Source organism: Nocardia mangyaensis, assembly GCF_001886715.1.
Lineage (GTDB): Bacteria > Actinomycetota > Actinomycetes > Mycobacteriales > Mycobacteriaceae > Nocardia > Nocardia mangyaensis.
Map to the genome: position 1 here is coordinate 3,915,261 of NZ_CP018082.1, position 16,400 is coordinate 3,931,660.

The following is a 16,400-nucleotide window of genomic DNA, read 5'->3' on the forward strand; positions in this document are numbered from 1 at the left end:
AGCGCACCATGCCGATCCACACTCTCATCGCCGGTGCCGGACCCACCGGCCTCACCCTGGCCATCGATCTCGCCCGCCGGGGTCTGGCCGTCCGCATCGTCGACAAGGCGACCGAATTCTTCGACGGCTCACGCGGCGACGGCCTCCAGCCACGCACCCTCGAGGTCTTCGACGATCTGGGCGTGCTGCCCGCGATCCTCGCCCTGGGCTCGCCGCAACCGGTGTTCCAGGTGTTCCAGGGCGGCAGCCGGATCCGCGAGATACGGATGAGCGATCCGAAGGAGCCGACTGCCGACGTGCCCTATCCGAACCCGTGGGTGCTCGGGCAGTCGCAGACCGAGGCGCTGCTGCGCCACCGCCTGGAAGAATTCGGCGTCCGGGTCGAACTGGGCACCGAACTCATCGGATTCGCGCAGGACGACGACGGGGTCACCGCCACTCTCGCCGGTGCCGACGGAAGCGAGACCGTTCGGGCCGCCTACCTCGTCGGTGCCGACGGGGCATCCAGCCTCGTCCGCAAGGAACTCGGCATCGCCTTCGAGGGCACCACCGACGACAGTGTGCGCATGCTGCTCGGCGACGTTCAGGTCACCGGCCTCGACCACGGGTACGGCTACTGGTTCGCGGCACCGGACAATCCGCGCGAGGGGATCGTGCTGTCACCGCTGCCCGGCGGGCAGTACTTCCAGTTCGGGACAACTCTGACCGGACAGGTCGAACCGAACGCCGCGACCCTGCAGAGCTACCTCGACAAGTATTCGGGCCGAACGGATCTCCGCATCGACGAGCTGCGCTGGAGTACGGTGTGGCGGCCGAATACCCGGCTCGCGCAACGTTTCGCGGAGCGCAGGGTCTTCCTGGCGGGCGATGCCGCGCACGTCCATCCACCCGCGGGTGGGCAGGGACTCAATACCGGCGTCCAGGACGCGTACAACCTCGGCTGGAAGCTCGCGGACGGCAGCCGAGATCTGCTCGACACCTACGAGACCGAGCGCAGACAGGTGGCGGCACGCGTTCTCGGCATCAGCACCGCATTGCTCCGCAAGCACACCGAGGGCGACGAGGACGCCCACCGCCGCGGTGACGAAACCCGGCAACTCGACATCAGCTACCGCGAACCCGGCCTCACCGCCCGCCTCACCACGGGCGACCGGGCACCGGACGCGCCGCTGTGGGACTCCGCGGGCCGCCCGATCCGGCTGTTCGATCTGTTTCGCGGACCGCATGCCACGCTCCTGTGCTTCGACTGCCAGGCCCCGGCACCCACAGCGCAAACCCACGCATGGACGATCCTGGGGCCGGATTCGAGCTCCCCCGAAGCTGTGCGCACGAACAACGCTGCCCGCCACGTCACCGACATCGACGGCTACGCCTTCGCCGCATACGACGCCTCGCCCGGCGACCGCATCCTCATTCGCCCAGACGGTCACCTGGCGTGAGATCCGCCGCTCCACACCGGAAGCAGCCAGCGCCCCGCGCGGGGACCTGCGGGGGCGGTCAGCAGGGTCAACCCTGCCCGGAGATGTCCGCGGCGGGCGAAGCGGCCAGGAAGGTCGGCAGCAGGTTCCCGGGGACCGGGTCGGTGGTCGACGGGGTTGCGTCACTGTTGCGCGGTGCGCTGAACAAAGGTATCGGTGTGCTGTCGGCGGTGGCCGGGTGTGGGTCGTTCATCGGTGTGTTCCCCTGCGTTCGTAGGCTGAGCCGTGCTGTCGTCCAGCGTAGCGGTGATCGCCGACACCGCTCGGCCTCGGTCGCGCGCAACGCCGTTGGTGTGCCGTTATTCGGCCGCTCCGGTGATGTTGCGGGCCATCCCACCGAAGATCACCGCGTGGAACGGGCTCAGGGCCTTCCAATAGAGATGTCCGGCCAGTCCGTGTGGTTCGAACAGGGCGCGCTGCCGGTAGTGCGCACCACCGTCGGCAGTCGGGGTGACCGACAGTTCGAGCCAGCCTCGACCGGGGACGCGCATCTCCGCGCGCAACCGCAACAGTCGTCCGCGTTCGAGGTGCTCGACTCGCCACCAATCCAGCGCTTCGCCCACGTGCAGGCGGTGGGGGTCGCGTCGGCCGCGTCGCAGGCCGACTCCGCCCAGCGCCCGGTCGATCCAGCCGCGCAACGCCCAGGCCAGCGGAAAGGAGTACCAGCCGTGTTCTCCTCCCACGGCTTCCACGACTGCCCACAGGGTCGCGGGGTCGGCGGTCGTATCGCGTTCTCGCACATCGCTGTACAGCGATCCACCGGACCATGCGGGATCGGTGGGCAGTGGATCCGACGGGGCGTCGGGCAGGCCCGCGTCCGACCACCGGGTGGGCACATCGCGATCGCGAATGCGGTGCAGTGCCAGGCTCACCGCGTCGGCGTAGGGGATGAGCCCCGCCGAGGGGTCCGGGATGTGGTCGGCGATGCGATGGTCTTCGCACACCACGTCGTTGATGAGCGACTCCATGAGTGGCACGGCGATGGCACGGGGAACCGGGGTGACCAGGTTGACCCACTGCGCCGAGAGCCACGGGGTGAGCACGGGCACGGGCATGATCACCCGGCGAGGCAGGCCCGCGGCCTCGGCGTAGCCCCGCATCATGCCCTCGTAGGTGAGGACGTCGGGTCCGCCGATGTCGAAGGCGTCGTTCACCGTGCCGGGCAGTTCGGCGGCGTGCACCAGATAGTGCAGGACATCGCGAACCGCGATGGGCTGGATTCGGCTGCGTACCCACCGCGGCGTCACCATGACGGGCAGCCGCTCGGTCAGATACCGGAGCATCTCGAAGCTGGCCGAGCCGGAGCCGATGATGACCGCCGCGCGCAGCACCACGGCGGGAGTCGCCGCGCGGAGCAGGATCTCGCCCACCTCGGCGCGCGAGGCCAGGTGGCGCGACAGCTCCTGGCCGGTGGGCGTGATGCCGCCCAGGTACACCGATCTGGTCAGACCGGCGCGTTCGGATTCCGCGGCGACCAGTGTCGCGGCCTCGCGATCCACGTTCTCGAAATCGGCGCGGCTCAGCGAATGGACCAGGTAATAGAGGACTTCCTGCCCGGCCAGAGCGGCACGGACGTCGTCGACGCGGGTGACGTCACCGCGCACCACGTCGACCTGCTCGCGCCACGCCGCGTCGACGAGTTTGCCCGGATCGCGAGCCAGAACGCGGACGGTGTGGCCGGCATCGAGCAGTTCCGGCACGAGTCGGCCACCGAGGTATCCGGTGGCGCCGAACACTACACAGCGCATACGAGATCACTCCTGTCCGAGGATGGACGTGCGGTATGGCGCGGAGGGCGGCGGATGACCGGTCCGGGAACACTCGACGCCACGCGACCGGTCAGAGCCCGGTTGCCGACAACGCATCGACTGCCTCCTCCAGTGAGCCGAGGCACCGACGGCCCTCGGGGGTATCTCGCCAACCTGGACCAGCGGGTACCACCCTGCCATGCCGAGCGTCGATCGCGCCGAGTGTCGCTGTCCTCGACGTCTGCGACCACAGCACGACGACGGCCGGCCGAGACCTCCGGGACAACGCTTGAGCGAGCGCGTCACCGGGGACATTCGCACCGAGGAGGAGTGCGGCCACTCCCCGCTCGGCCAACGCGGCCCGCAACACCTCCAAGGGGAGCACATGGTGTTCGCCCTCGGTGCAGGCCAGGACCACGACCGGCTCCCGGTCGACTTCGGTCAGCGGCGGCACGCATCGGTGCAGGCTCGTGGTGATCGCCCACGACATCAGGTGCTCGACGTCGATGTAGCCGTGTCCCCGCTGCTGCTCGGCCACGATGTGCTCGAAAGCGGGGCGGCAGAGACTGTTCCAGGTCGGAATCACGCCGTGATGAGTCACATGGGCCGAAATCAGGTCCAGCAGCCGGGACACGTTCATGTGCTCCGCCGCGGCGATCACCGGGCCGACTTCGCCGGGCACGGGGGCGGGCGCCAGCACGGCCCGTGCCGCCTGGGCCGCACTCGCCGGCGTTGCTCCGGCCTGGACCAGGTCCACCATTCTGGTGGCCACAGCCAGATCGGCCGCCGTGTAGAGGCGGTGCCGACCCGCCAGATGGCGACGCGGCCCGAGGTCGTATCGCCGGTTCCAGCTGCGCAGGGTGGCGACGGGGATTCCCAACATGCGCGCCACCGTCCCGACGGTGAACTCCGTGGTCACCGGTGGAGAACCCTCCGGCCCGGGTGTCATGGCCTGCCCGCGCCCCGTGTGGTCACCGGGATGCTTCCGCGATGCTCGTAGACGGCGGCGGCCAGGCACAACAGTCCCCACCCCGAGGTGACTGCGAGTGTCTTGCCCCGCTCGGGCCGACCTTTCAACGCGTGGCCGAACACCACGGTGTCGGCGACATCGGAGCCGACCCGCACGAGCGCTGCCACCGCGCGAGCACGCGGACCGGCGGCTGTCGCCAGCGCGATCCCGGAGAGCACATCGCGCAGGGCGACCGAACGGGCCAGCGTGCGCAGTTCCGGTTCCGCGCCGGTGCCGAGACCGCTGGGACGCAGGAGTATCGCGGGCCGTACGGTGACGGCGGCCCCGTAGGCCGCGGTCGCGATACCGAGGATTCGCGCCGGTGTCGTGGCGTTCATCGGGTCACCTCCGTGTCGAGTTCGGCCGCGCCCCGGTGGCGCAGGACCAGTTGCAAGGTGTCGAGATATCCCGAGCGGAATCCGGCTTCGGAGTAGGCGAGGTAGAGCCGCCACATCCGCTGGAACACCTCGTCGAAACCGAGCGCGCCGACCTGATCGGCGGCAGCGGTGAAGCGGTCCTGCCACAGCCGGAGCGTGTGCGCGTAGTGCTGCCCCATCGCCGCCCGATCCACGAGCTCGAGGTCGGTATGGCGCGAGACCAGGTCGGCCAGGAGTTCCTCCGACGGCAGGAACCCGCCGGGGAAGATGTATTTCTGCACCCAGGTGTGGGTCACCCGACCGGCCCGCATCCGGTCGTGCGGCATGGTGATGACCTGCAGCGCCACCCGACCGCCGGTGGCGAGGGCCCGTTCGAGGACCGTCAGATAGCTCGGCAGGTACTCATACCCCACCGCTTCGATCATCTCCACCGAGACCACCGCGTCGTATCGGCCGTCGACCTCACGGTAGTCGCGGAGTTCGATGGTCACCTGGTCGGTGAGGCCGGCTTCGGCCACCCGTGCCAGCGCCAGTCGCTGCTGTCGCGCCGACAGCGTGATCGAGTGGACGGTCGCGCCCCGCTGCGCGGCCCGGATGGCGAGTTCGCCCCAGCCGGTGCCGATTTCGAGCACCGAGGTTCCGGCGCCGACTTCGGCGGCATCGAGCAGTCGGTCGATCTTCGCGCGCTGGGCCGTGGCGAGATCAGCCCATACCGGGGCGGGGGTGAGCTGGTCGAACAGTGCCGACGAGTAGGTCATGGTCTCGTCGAGGAACAGCGCGAAGAAGTCGTTGGACAGGTCGTAGTGGTGCGCGGCGTTGCTGCGGGCTCCGGCTGTGGTCGCGCGAGTTCGAGCGGGTTGTCCCGGCAGGACCAGTGACCGCAGCCCCTGCAACGGCGCGGGAACGAGCTGCCGCAGGTCAGCGGCCAGCACGGTGAGCACTGCGGCCGGATCCGGTGCCGACCACTCCCCCATCATGTACGACTCACCGAACCCGATCAGTCCGGTGGTACCGATGCGAGTGGCGAAGGCGCGCGGGTCGTGCAGCACCATCAGCGGGGCGAACGGGTCGTCGGCCCCACCGCCGAAGATCGTGCCGTCGGGCAACTCGACGCGCAGCGCAAGCCGTTGCACCGCACGGCGGAACAGGGCCTCGACGACCAGGCGGCCCGCACCGGCGCGAAGTCCGCCCGGCACCGCAGTCAGGTGCGCCCATCGCTCGGCGCTCGGCGCGACGGTCGCGGGCTGAGTACCGCACGAGGAGATGGTCATGACAGAGCCTCCTGGGAAAGACGCCGATCCCGCGGCACGACCGGCAGGCCACGGCGCCACAGCCGCAGGCCCTGCCATCGGATTCGCGCGGCGATGCGCCAGGTTTCGAAAGGGTGGGCCAGGATCGCGCGGGCGACGGTCCGGCGGGTCGCGGGCAGAACGAGCCCGCGGACGGTGGCTTCGAAGGTGGTCCGGCCGTCCGGTTCCTCCAGGGCGATGGCCAGCTGTAACCGGTCCTCGGGAACGGGCAGTCGCAACCGGTAACGCCCGGCCACCGGGTTGAAGGGTGAGACGTAGAATTGCTTGGCGACCACGGGATTCGCCTCGGGCGAGACGAGGTAGCGGTGCCGTTCACCATAGGTGTTGTGCACTTCGGCGATCACGCAGCGCAACGCGCCGGTGTCGTCGTGGCACCAGAACACGGTCAGTGGATTGAAGACGTAGCCGAACACCCGCGCGTTGGCGAGCATCAGAATCTGGCCACCGCGCAGGTCGATGCCCTGACCGGCCAGGTAGTCCACCACGTTGGCGCGCACACTGGCCGACGGGTCACCGAGATGATCGCGCGCGGCGAAACCCGCGAACGGCCGCAACAACCATCCCGGGGTCGGCATCTCGTCGAGATCGACGAGCCAGCTGTAGCTGCGATAGGCGAAAAGGTGCCGCACCGGCTCGCGGCGGGAGTGCCGGATCACCGTGCGGACCAGTCGCGCCCGCGTCATGTCCTCGCCGCCCGGATGGCGCTGATGCCGATCGAGGGACGGGTATCCCACTGTCCACCGACGCGTTCGGCGGCGCGCAATCCCGACAGCGCGCCATCCTCGTGGAATCCCCAGCCGTGATACGCGCCGGCGAAGGCCAGGGTGTGGTCACCGATGCTGGGCAGTCGACGCCGGGCCACCATCGAGCGCGGGGTGTACTGCGGGTGTTCATAGGTCATCGTGGCCAGGACCGCCTCGGGTGCCACGCGGTCGGCGTCGCCGAGGGTCACCAGGAACCGACGGTCGGCGTCGGCGGGCAGACGTTGCAGGCGGGTCAGGTCGTAGCTCACGAGCACGTGGTCGGGCGTGGCATCGCACTGCGGCAGACGGTAGTTCCAGGACGCCCGGGCGCCGCTGCGCCGCGGTAGCACCGTGTCGTCGGTGTGCAGGACGGTGTGATTGGTCGAATAGGTCAGGTCGGTGAGGATCTCGGATTCTGCGGGGGTCGGTGCGTCGAGCAGCCGCAGCGCCTGGGCGGGATGGGTGGCGACCACGGCAGCGTCGAAGTGGTCGACTCGATCGGCGTCGTCGCGGACGATGACCGATTCCCCCACGCGGTGGGCGGTGCGCACCGGCACTCCCGCCCGGACCTCGTGTACACCTGCCGCGATCGCTCGTACGTAGGTGCCCGAGCCACCGGACACCGTCCGCCAGGTCGGTGAGCCGAACACGGTGAGCATGCCGTGGTGATCGAGGAAGGTGAACAGGTAGCGGGCGGGATAGCTCAGCGCGAGGTGCGGAGGGCAGGACCAGACCGCGGCCACCAGCGGGACCAGGAAATGCGCGGTGAAGTAGGCGGAGAACGCACCGTCCCGCACGAACGCGCCCAGGGTGCGCAGTTCGTCGCCGTCGGTGTCGAGTTCGGCGCGGGCGAGTCGGTGGAAGCGGGTGACCTCACCGAGCATTCGCAGGTAGGGGCCATTGGCCAGCACCCGGGGGGTCGCGACGATCCCACGGAGCCCTTTCCCACCCGCGTATTCGAGCCCGCAGCCGTCGCAGCGGATCGACATCGACATGTCGGAGTCCTGCGTGCGGACCCCCACTTCGTCGAACAATCGCAGCAGGGTGGGGTAGGTGCGATCGTTGTGCACGATGAAGCCGGAGTCCACGCCGAGCCACTGCCCCGAGCCATCGGCGCGGGAGTTGAGGCGGTGGGTGTGGGCGTGCCCGCCGAGGCGCGAATCCGCCTCGTAGAGAACCACTTCGCAGGTGCGGGCCAGCACCCAGGCCGCGGTCAGGCCGGCGACCCCGCTGCCGATCACCGCGACGCGACGCCGATCACCGGTCATCCCCGGCACCGCGATTCGTCTGCGCCGTCGGCGCGCTGCCGCGCACACGACGTGGCGACAGCGGCGAGCCTTCCTCGCCTACTGGGTAAGGGGGCGGTCATGGTCGTCCTCCAGCGCTCGGTCGAGCCGGTGGACTGTCCGACTCCTGCCTTTGACGGTAGCATGTAAACGATGCACAAACGATGCATCACTCCGAGATCAGTACGACCCAACAGGGGCGACCGATGACCGACCACCTGCCCACCCACCTCGACACCGCACTGGACCGCTCCGTCGTCCTCGGCTACAGCCGGATCGGCTTCCGATTGCGCAGCCGAGCGTGGTCCCCACTGCCGCCGCAGGCGCTGAAGGGCCGAAACGCCCTGGTCACCGGCGCCAACTCCGGCATCGGCAAGGCCATCGCCACCGGGTTGGCCGACCTCGGCGCCACGGTCACCTTGGCGGTGCGCGACACCACACGCGGCGACGCTGCGGCGGCCGAGATCGTCGCGGCCGTTCCCGAAGCGGCGATCGGGGTGCAACGGTGCGATGTCGCCGATCTCGCGGATGTGCGCAGATTCGCCGCCGATTTCCTCGAACGGACCGATCGATTGGATGTGCTCATCCACAACGCGGGGGTCATGCCGAGTTCCCGGACCGAGAGCGAGCAGGGGCACGAGCTCTGCCTGGCCACCCACGTGCTCGGACCGATCCTGCTCAACGAACTGCTCTCCCCCGCGTTGGCCCGCGCCGCGGGCGCACAGGTGATCCTGATGTCCTCGGGCGGCATGTACACCCAGGCCCTGCACCTCGACGATCTCGAATACCGCGCGGACGACTACCGCGGCGCCACCGCCTATGCGCGTTCGAAGCGGATGCAGGTCGCGCTGACTCCGGTACTTGCCGACCGCTACGCCGAAGACGGCATTTCCGTCTCCAGCATGCACCCCGGCTGGGTGGACACACCGGGTGTGGCCACCTCGCTGCCGAGGTTTCGCACCCTCACCCGCCCGCTGCTGCGCTCGCCCGCCGAAGGCGCGGACACCGCGATCTGGCTCGCCGCCACCGAGGGATTACCCGCCGGCCGGTTCTGGCACGACCGGCAGATCCGGCCCGAGCACTACCTTCGGCGCACGCACGAGAAGCCGACGGACCGGGACAGCCTGTGGCAGTTCTGTGCCGCCGCGACCGGGGTCACGCTCAGGTAGATCCACAACCGGGAAGGCGCCGTAGACGAGGCGGCCGATCAGCCGGATTGTGATTCATGTTCGATGCACTGCCGCGATGGCGGATGGCACCCGCACCGCCACCGGAGGGCACCATGCTGGTCAGACGTCGGTGCCGCCGCCCGGCTCCTTGTCGGCATGTCCGATTCTGCGCGGCTTCACCCTGGGGCGAGGGCCCGCGGACCAAGCACTCGCCCCGCCGCGTTTCCGACGGGAAGCGTCCAGGTCGATGACGTTCCGTTCGTGCTCGGCGTTCCCCTTCGCCTGCGCCGCGGTATCGACCGGCCAGGCACCTGTTTCCCCCTGCAACTCCGCGCGCGTCACCGGACGGGTCGGCGCCGGATCGTACACAGTCTCCGGGGACCAGGGACGACGCTGGGCGTCGCCGACATCCTCTCGCCCTCGCCGCGGCCGCTTCGGCAGCCGCACGACATTCGACGCCCCGCCCCCGCCCGCACCGGAAACGTCCTCGGCGGCCTTCATCTCGTCCCGCTTCCGACGCAGGAGCTCCACCGCGTCGTATCGACTTCCACCAGGTCCCATCGAGGACCCCGTACCGACTTCCTGATCCGACATCGAACTAGCCGCGGACAGGGGTCGCGGCACTCGTCGATCTCGCAGCCGCCAGCACCCCGATCATGGTTTCAGGTCTATCGTTCACCTCCACATTGTGCCTCGAGCCCCCCTCCGGCGTCTGCGCCCGTCCCGACGGTGCACCGCGTCCGCTCGGATGCGGCGGGTCGTCAGCCCGGATTCATCGAGACGGCCTTGGGATAGAGGTAGCTCTCCACGTGTTCACGGCCGACCGCGGGTTCGACAGCGACGAGATCGACCGCCTGGTGTCCACCGACGCGGTCTACCCCACAGAGATCTTGCTTGCCGCGCGAACCGCTGACAGAGACCGGTGGGTGCCGCTCCGGCAGGTAGGTATCGTGACGTGATCCGCCCGCGATCGTTCAGGAGCGCCGACACGCATGCGCAGTGACATCTTCCACGCGAACAATTCGGCCCAGCCGGCGACCCAGCTCGGTCTCACGCTGCAGCACTCGAGGTGCGTGAAGGCGTGTGTCAACGGGGAGGTGTACGCCCGCCAAGGCTCCATGATCGGCTACCGCGGGCAATTCGCGTTCGAGGTCAAGGGCCAAGGGCTGGGCAACCTGGTCAAGCGGTTCGCGACCGGTGAGGGTGTGCCGTTGATGAGCTGCCGAGGTCAGGGTGAGATCTGGTTCGCCCACCATGCCTCGGAGTGCTTTCTGATCGACCTCGATCCCGGCGACGCGCTGTCGATCAACGGCAAACACATTCTGGCCTACGAGCCCTCGCTCGGCTACGAGATCCAGATGGTCTCCGGCGCCGGCGCTTTCGTCGGCGGCGGATTGTTCAACTGTGTCTTCCAAGGGCAGGGTCGGCTGGCGATCACCAGCCACGGTCAGCCGATCGTCATCCCCGTCAACCCCCAGCAACCGGTGTTCGCCGATTCCGACGCCCTGATCGGCTGGTCCTCGGGCCTGCAAACCTCCATCGTGCGCACCCAGAGTTTTGGGTCGATGCTGCGCGGCGGCTCCGGCGAGGTGGCACAGGTGCGATTCGACGGGGCGGGGTTCGTCATTCTCCAACCCTCGGAATCCAACTTCGGGGCGACAGCCTCGAGATAGCCGCGCACGTCGTGGTGGTGGTGCCGCTCGGGCACAGACAGGGTGCCACGGGAAAACCTGCGAAGTGGTCTGTGTCACTTCTCACGCTTGCGAACTCGCCGTTGTGTGTCCTCCACTCGCGGCGCTGCTCGCAGTTCTCGCGCGCATGGGCAATTGTGCCTATAGGCGTGTGACCTGGTGCTGCGTAGCGTCATCGGTGTGTTCAATCCTTGTGTAGCGCGTCGTCCCCGATCTCGGGTCCTGCTGAGCGCCTTGTCGATTCCGCTGGCGTTCACGCTGTTCGGGTGCAACGCGTCGATCTCGATCGGCGGGCCGGACTACGCGAAGCTCGAGCAGAACATCGCCACGGAACTGGACAAGGCCTACGCCTCGATGTCGCGTCAGGTCGATTCCGTCGAATGTCCACGCCTGGCCGACGACCCGGTGGCCGGCGACACCTTCGTCTGCCTCGCCGATCTCGACGGCAACGATGTGCGCGTCGATGTGCAGGTCGAAGACGACGACGGTGGGGTGAAGTTCACGACGCGCGACATCGCGTTCGACCTCGCCGCCACCGCGAACGGCCTCACCACCGATGTTTCCGATCAGATGGGCTTCCCGGTGACGGTGGACTGCGGTCGAGGACTGAAAATCGTCGAGGTCGGTAGCACTTTCACCTGCACAGCGCTCGACACCAAGGGCGGCTCGGCGACCGTCGAGATGACCGCGCGCCACGAAGGCGCCAGCAGCTGGCAACTCGTGGAGTGACGCCCGGCACGCTGACCGGCGCCGACCCGGCCGGTGGGTTAGCCTGCCAGCGATATGGCTGGCATCACAGGACGAGCCGAACTCGCCGAAGCGCTCACCGTCGCATGGAACAGCGCCTGCGCGGGTGCGGGACGGGTGATCGTGCTGCTCGGCGAACCCGGTATCGGTAAGTCGAGCATGCTGTCCTGGCTGGCCGAACAGACCGGTGATCGCGCCCGGCTCGTCGCCTGCCGTGCCGGCGATATCGGCGAGCCGATGTCGACCGCCGCCGACGTCGCCGTCGCGCTGCGCGGCGACGCGCGGCCGGTGACCGCGCAGATCGACCCGCTGCGCGCCGCCGATCTCTTGGCCGCCGCGGTGGCCGCGGCCACCGCGGCGGGTCCGGTGGCCCTGCTCATCGACGACATCCACGACGCCGATCCGGCCAGTCGAACCGCGCTCAACCTGATGTTGCGCCGGACCAGCTGGGGTCCGGTCCTGGTCATCGTCACGGGACGGCCGGTGCCCTCGGTGGTGACTTTCGCCGAAGGGTTCCAGGTGCGGCGGCTGGCTGGTCTCGACGCGGCGAGTGCGCTGACCGTGCTACGCGATGCCTGTCCGGCGCCGATCGACGACGCGGTGGCGCAGCGCCTGCTCGCTGTCTCGGCGGGCAATCCCCTGGCCCTCACCCATCTGCCCGCGGCGCTGACCGACGACCAGCTCAGCGGCGATCGCCTACTCCCCAGCGACATCCCGCTCGCGGGTGAGCTGCATCGGGTGTTCACCGGTCAGCTCGCCCGGCTCACGCCGACCGCCCGAGATCTGCTCGATCTGACCGCGGTCTCCGTGGAGGGCAACTGGGCGGTGTTGGCCGCGCTGCGCCCCGACGCACCGGGCGCCGCACTGACCGAGTTGGAGGAGTCAGGGCTGGCCGCGTTGGTGAACGGGCGTCTGGAACTCGCGCATCCGTTGCTGCGCAGCGCCGCGGTGAGCGGCCTGCCCGCGCACCGCAAACGCCTGCTCAACCGCGAGCTGGCCGCGGTGAGCGCGTTGCCCGCGGAGGTGCGGCTCGCCCATCGCGCCGCGGGTGCGGTGGGCCCCGACGAGTCGCTCACCGACGAACTGGTCGCGACCGCGCAACGGATGCGGGCCCGTGGCGGCAGCGAGGCGGCGGCCCGGATGCTCGATCGCGCGGTGGAACTGACGGGTAGAGATCTGCGGCGGGCCCAGTTGCGCGTGGAGGTGGCGCAGCTACTCGGGGCATCCGGCGAGGCCGGGGTGGCACGACACCGGCTCGGCGAGGTACTCGCCGAGCCGGTGGCCGCGGGCCTGCACGTGCTCGCCGTGGTCTCGCTCGCCACGTGGGAAGCACTCGATGGTGAGCCGCTGGCCGCGTGGCAACGCCTGCTCGAGTGCGCGGCGCTGGCCGACCCGGCCGACATGGGCGTCGTCCACGCGGGCATGGCCATTCCGCTGGGGATGCTCGGCTTGGTCGACCAGATCATCGAACACGCCACGGCGGCGGTGGCGCACAGCGTGCCGCGCTCACCGAACTGGGTGGTATCCAGGGTGATCCTCGCCCATGCGATCAGCGCGCGCACGGAAGGTCAGGCGGGTGATCTGGTCACCGGCCTGTTCGACGAGTGGGATCCGACTGTGGCGATCCACCATGATCCCACCGTCGGACTGCATATCGGGCGCGCGCTGTCGATCGCCGAACAGTACGACACCGCAGTCACCATGCTCACCGCGCTGAGCGGCCATGCCAGAGGCGAGGGTGCGCGCGCTTCGCTCGCGATGACCTACGGCGCGTTGGGCGAGACGCACCTGCGCGCATCCCGATTCGATCAGGCCACCCGATGTCTGGATGAGGCGATCGCGTTGAGCCTGGCCACCGGGCAGCGTGCGTTCGCGCCGTTCTGGCTCGGGTTGCGGGCCAGAATCCACGCGATTCGGGGTGAGGATGCCGCGGCGGCGGCGGACTTCGACCTCGGCTTCGACATCAGCACCGAGCAGTCGACCTTCGGCGCCAGGTACTTTCTGCTCGCCAACGCGGGCAACGCCGCGCTGGCCACCGGCCGCGCCGAGGAGGCCGTCGGTTTCCTGCAGGAATGCTGGGCTTTCGAAGAGGCGGGTGGCAGGCTGGCACCGCAGCTCGCGCGCTGGCACCCCGATCTGGTCGAAGCGTATGTGTCGCTGGGGCGACACCAGCAGGCCCGGCCCGTCCTCGACCATCTACTCGAAGTCGCCGCGGCGCCGGGTGCGAGCCGCTGGACCAGGGCGAGCGCGCGCAGAGCCGCGGCGGTCTTCCACGCCGAGACCGATCGCCTCGGCGCCCAGCGACTGCTGCGCGAGGCCATCGCGATCTATGACCCCGAACTCGACCTGTTCGACCGGGCACGAGCACAGCTGCTGCTGGCGGCATCGGGTGGTCCGACTGGGGAATCCGCCGCCGCGCGAGCCCAGTACGCCTTCGACCGCATGCGGGCCGCGCCCTGGGCGGCGAAGCTGGGCGAACTCGACACCGCGACCACGGGTTCGGCGCTGGCCGACCTGTCCGGCGCGGAGCTGCGGGTGCTGCGTGAAGTAGCTCGGGGGTTGACCAACCAGCAGATCGCCACCCGACTACTGCTGAGCCCGAAAACCGTTGCCAATCATTTGTTTCGGGTGTATCGCAAGCTGGGCGCGTCCTCGCGGACCGAAGCGGCCCGGCTGTTGCTGCTCGGCGGTGACGAGCAGGCGAGCCATGACCACAGTGGACGGCGGTAGTTGACCGGTCCGGTGTCGATGCGTGGTTGCGGCCGGCGCGTCGTCGAGCGAAGTACGTGTCAGGCTTCGATGCGGTGACCCGCGGTGTCGAGTAGTCGCGCGATGTCGGCCGGCTGATGCGCGAGGGCTTCTCCGAGTACAACCCGATGGGCATGCTCGAGGCCACCGAGCTCTACGGTCTTCGACCAGCCCGGTCCGACCGGCGCTCGAGAGTTCGGTGCTGTTCCTCGGCAAGCACCTGAACTGATCGACTCGCTCCACACAAGCGGTCCGCAAAACAAAGAAACCCGCGCCGTGGCGCGGGTCTCGGTGTGTCAGCTCCTAGATGGCGCGGACGCTCTGGGCCTGCGGGCCCTTCTGGCCTTCGCCGATTTCGAACTCGACGCGCTGCCCCTCATCGAGGGACTTGAATCCGGAGCCGGAGATCTCGGAGTAATGAACGAAAACGTCGGGACCACCGGCATCCTGCGCGATGAAACCGAAACCCTTTTCGCCGTTAAACCACTTAACACTGCCTTGCGTCATGAACTTTGTATTACTTCCTGTAGAAAGCCGAGCGATCACTGCAACAACCCGTGCTCATCAGTCAGCATGCCACACATTCGGCCCGTCTGCTGCCCGAGGTGAGCCAGCGCACGTCGGCGGCACCTGGCTTCCGACGTGCCTGGGTCCTCAGCGCAGCTTCCGCATGGCCCGCTCGGCCGCGTTGGCCCCGCACATGCCGTGGGCGCCGGGCCCCGGTGGGGTCGCCGCCGAGCACAGGTAGTGGCCGGGAATGCCGATGTCGTAGGGCTGCAAAGTCTTTCGTGGTCCGAACAGCAGCTGCGGGATGTCCTTGGCCCCGGTCATGATGTTGCCGCCGACATAGTTGGGGTTGTACTCGGCGAATCCCTCGGTGGTGCGGGCGGTCAGGCCGACCACCCGGTCGCGGAAGCCGGGTGCGAAGCGTTCGACCTGGGCGATGATCGCCTCGGTGGCATCGCCGGTGTAGCCGTTGGGGACGTGCGCGTAGGTCCACACCGGGTGGATCGAGCCGACCGACCGTTGGGGATCGGCGAGGTATTGCTGGCCAACCAGCACGAACGGGTGCTGAGGCATCCGGCCCGCGTGGATGTCGCGTTCGCCCGCGGCGATGTCGGCGAAGGAGCCGCCGAGGTGCACGGTGCCCGCGCGCCGTGCGGCCTCCACGGTCCAGGGGACACCGCCCTCGACGGCGAAGTCGACCTTGAAAACTCCGGGGCCATAGCGAAATCGCCGATAGGCGCGGGCGATGCGCGCGGGCAGCTGCTCGCCCAGGATCTCCGCGACCGCCGTCGGCGCGAGGTCCCAGACGGTGATGTCGGAGAGTGGGAGGTCGGCGACGGAGCGCACCCGGACGCCGGTCTCGATCTTTCCGCCGTGATCGGCCAGTGCCGCGGCCATGGTGTCGGCGATCCGCTGGGATCCGCCGACCGCGACCGCCCACCCGTATCGGTGTCCCGCGGTCAGGATGCCGAGGCCCACACTGGCGCTCAACGGCCGCTCGAGCGGATGGAACGCGTGCGCGGCGACACCGCCGAACAGTGCCCGTCCCGCTTCGGTGCGGAACGCACGCGCCAGCAACGTGGCGGGCGCGATCGCCGGAACACCGAAGCGCGCCAGCCGGATCGGATGGCGGGGAATCCGCAGCAGTGGGCGCATGATGTCGGCGCTGGTCTCGTCGTAGCCCGCGACCGGCCGCTCGAACAGCGTGCGCCACAGCCGTTCGTCGGCGCCGAGGCCCGCGGCGGTCTCGGTGACCGAGCGGTGCAGCACCCCCGCGGTGCCATCGTCGAGCGGATGAACGCAGTCGAGTTCCGACCACGCCCAGCGCAATCCGTACCGTTCCAGATCGACGCTGCGCAGCAACGGCGACCCCACGGCCATCGGATGGATGGCCGAGCAGTGGTCGTGCAGCAGACCGGGCAGGATGGCCTCGCTCGAGCGGGTGCCGCCACCGATCGTGTCGGCGGCCTCGAGCACGGTCACCTCCACGCCCGCCCTGGCCAGGGTGAGGGCCGCGGCCAGCCCGTTGGGCCCGCTGCCGACCACTGTCGCCGTTGTCATCGACTCGTCCTCCCGTTCACGATGTGT

The 16,400-nt window shown here is 69.1% G+C and carries 15 protein-coding genes; 6 read left to right on the forward strand and 9 right to left on the reverse strand.

Annotation, left to right across the window (positions count from 1 at the left end; genetic code table 11):
- Positions 1-8: 8 nt before the first annotated feature.
- Entirely contained in the window at positions 9-1,439 is a 1,431-nt protein-coding gene (locus BOX37_RS17620) for an FAD-dependent monooxygenase (RefSeq protein ID WP_071928613.1), read from the forward strand.
- A 67-nt stretch (positions 1,440-1,506) separates the two neighbouring features.
- Here the strand turns inward: BOX37_RS17620 and BOX37_RS34085 are convergent, their stop codons facing one another.
- The 7 genes from BOX37_RS34085 to BOX37_RS17650 all read right to left on the reverse strand — a co-directional run bounded on the left by BOX37_RS34085 (position 1,507) and on the right by BOX37_RS17650 (position 7,933).
- Positions 1,507-1,671: a hypothetical protein gene (locus BOX37_RS34085; RefSeq protein ID WP_156910442.1), complete on the reverse strand. Its 165-nt coding sequence runs from the start codon at positions 1,669-1,671 to the stop codon at positions 1,507-1,509.
- A 106-nt stretch (positions 1,672-1,777) separates the two neighbouring features.
- On the reverse strand, positions 1,778-3,226 hold the full coding sequence (locus tag BOX37_RS17625; RefSeq protein ID WP_071928614.1) for an SDR family oxidoreductase: 1,449 nt from the start codon (positions 3,224-3,226) through the stop codon (positions 1,778-1,780).
- A gap of 91 nt (positions 3,227-3,317) precedes the next feature.
- Positions 3,318-4,145 (reverse strand): MerR family transcriptional regulator, encoded by an 828-nt coding sequence (locus BOX37_RS17630; RefSeq protein ID WP_240504915.1) that lies wholly within the window; start codon positions 4,143-4,145, stop codon positions 3,318-3,320.
- A gap of 26 nt (positions 4,146-4,171) precedes the next feature.
- Positions 4,172-4,573, reverse strand: coding sequence for a hypothetical protein (locus BOX37_RS17635; protein WP_071928616.1), 402 nt, complete (start codon positions 4,571-4,573; stop codon positions 4,172-4,174).
- Positions 4,570-5,883, reverse strand: coding sequence for an SAM-dependent methyltransferase (locus BOX37_RS17640; RefSeq protein WP_071928617.1), 1,314 nt, complete (start codon positions 5,881-5,883; stop codon positions 4,570-4,572). The genes BOX37_RS17635 and BOX37_RS17640 overlap by 4 nt, the downstream gene beginning before the upstream one ends.
- Complete coding sequence (locus tag BOX37_RS17645; RefSeq protein WP_071928618.1) at positions 5,880-6,605, reverse strand: DUF1365 domain-containing protein; 726 nt, start codon at positions 6,603-6,605, stop codon at positions 5,880-5,882. The genes BOX37_RS17640 and BOX37_RS17645 overlap by 4 nt, the downstream gene beginning before the upstream one ends.
- A complete protein-coding gene (locus tag BOX37_RS17650) occupies positions 6,602-7,933 on the reverse strand; it encodes an NAD(P)/FAD-dependent oxidoreductase (RefSeq protein ID WP_071928619.1) in 1,332 nt (443 codons plus the stop codon). Before BOX37_RS17650 ends, BOX37_RS17645 begins: the two co-directional genes overlap by 4 nt.
- A 224-nt stretch (positions 7,934-8,157) precedes the next feature.
- Here BOX37_RS17650 and BOX37_RS17655 point away from each other — a divergent pair, with 224 nt between their 5' ends.
- From BOX37_RS17655 to BOX37_RS17675, 5 genes are all read left to right on the forward strand, one after another.
- On the forward strand, positions 8,158-9,120 hold the full coding sequence (locus tag BOX37_RS17655; protein ID WP_071931608.1) for an SDR family NAD(P)-dependent oxidoreductase: 963 nt from the start codon (positions 8,158-8,160) through the stop codon (positions 9,118-9,120).
- Positions 9,121-9,929: 809 nt separating this feature from the next.
- Positions 9,930-10,079 carry a hypothetical protein gene (locus BOX37_RS34090; protein WP_156910443.1) on the forward strand — a complete coding sequence of 50 codons (150 nt, stop codon included), beginning with the start codon at positions 9,930-9,932 and terminating at the stop codon, positions 10,077-10,079.
- 33 nt (positions 10,080-10,112) lie between these two features.
- Positions 10,113-10,793: an AIM24 family protein gene (locus BOX37_RS17665; RefSeq protein WP_071928621.1), complete on the forward strand. Its 681-nt coding sequence runs from the start codon at positions 10,113-10,115 to the stop codon at positions 10,791-10,793.
- A 252-nt stretch (positions 10,794-11,045) separates the two neighbouring features.
- Positions 11,046-11,540 (forward strand): DUF4333 domain-containing protein, encoded by a 495-nt coding sequence (locus tag BOX37_RS17670; RefSeq protein ID WP_240504916.1) that lies wholly within the window; start codon positions 11,046-11,048, stop codon positions 11,538-11,540.
- A gap of 54 nt (positions 11,541-11,594) precedes the next feature.
- Positions 11,595-14,288 (forward strand): helix-turn-helix transcriptional regulator, encoded by a 2,694-nt coding sequence (locus BOX37_RS17675; protein WP_071928622.1) that lies wholly within the window; start codon positions 11,595-11,597, stop codon positions 14,286-14,288.
- Positions 14,289-14,609: 321 nt separating this feature from the next.
- On the opposite strand, the gene BOX37_RS17680 is transcribed toward BOX37_RS17675, so the two are convergent.
- On the reverse strand, positions 14,610-14,813 hold the full coding sequence (locus BOX37_RS17680) for a cold-shock protein (RefSeq protein WP_071928623.1): 204 nt from the start codon (positions 14,811-14,813) through the stop codon (positions 14,610-14,612).
- 147 nt (positions 14,814-14,960) lie between these two features.
- Positions 14,961-16,373 carry a phytoene desaturase family protein gene (locus BOX37_RS17685; RefSeq protein WP_071928624.1) on the reverse strand — a complete coding sequence of 471 codons (1,413 nt, stop codon included), beginning with the start codon at positions 16,371-16,373 and terminating at the stop codon, positions 14,961-14,963.
- Positions 16,374-16,400: the final 27 nt, after the last annotated feature.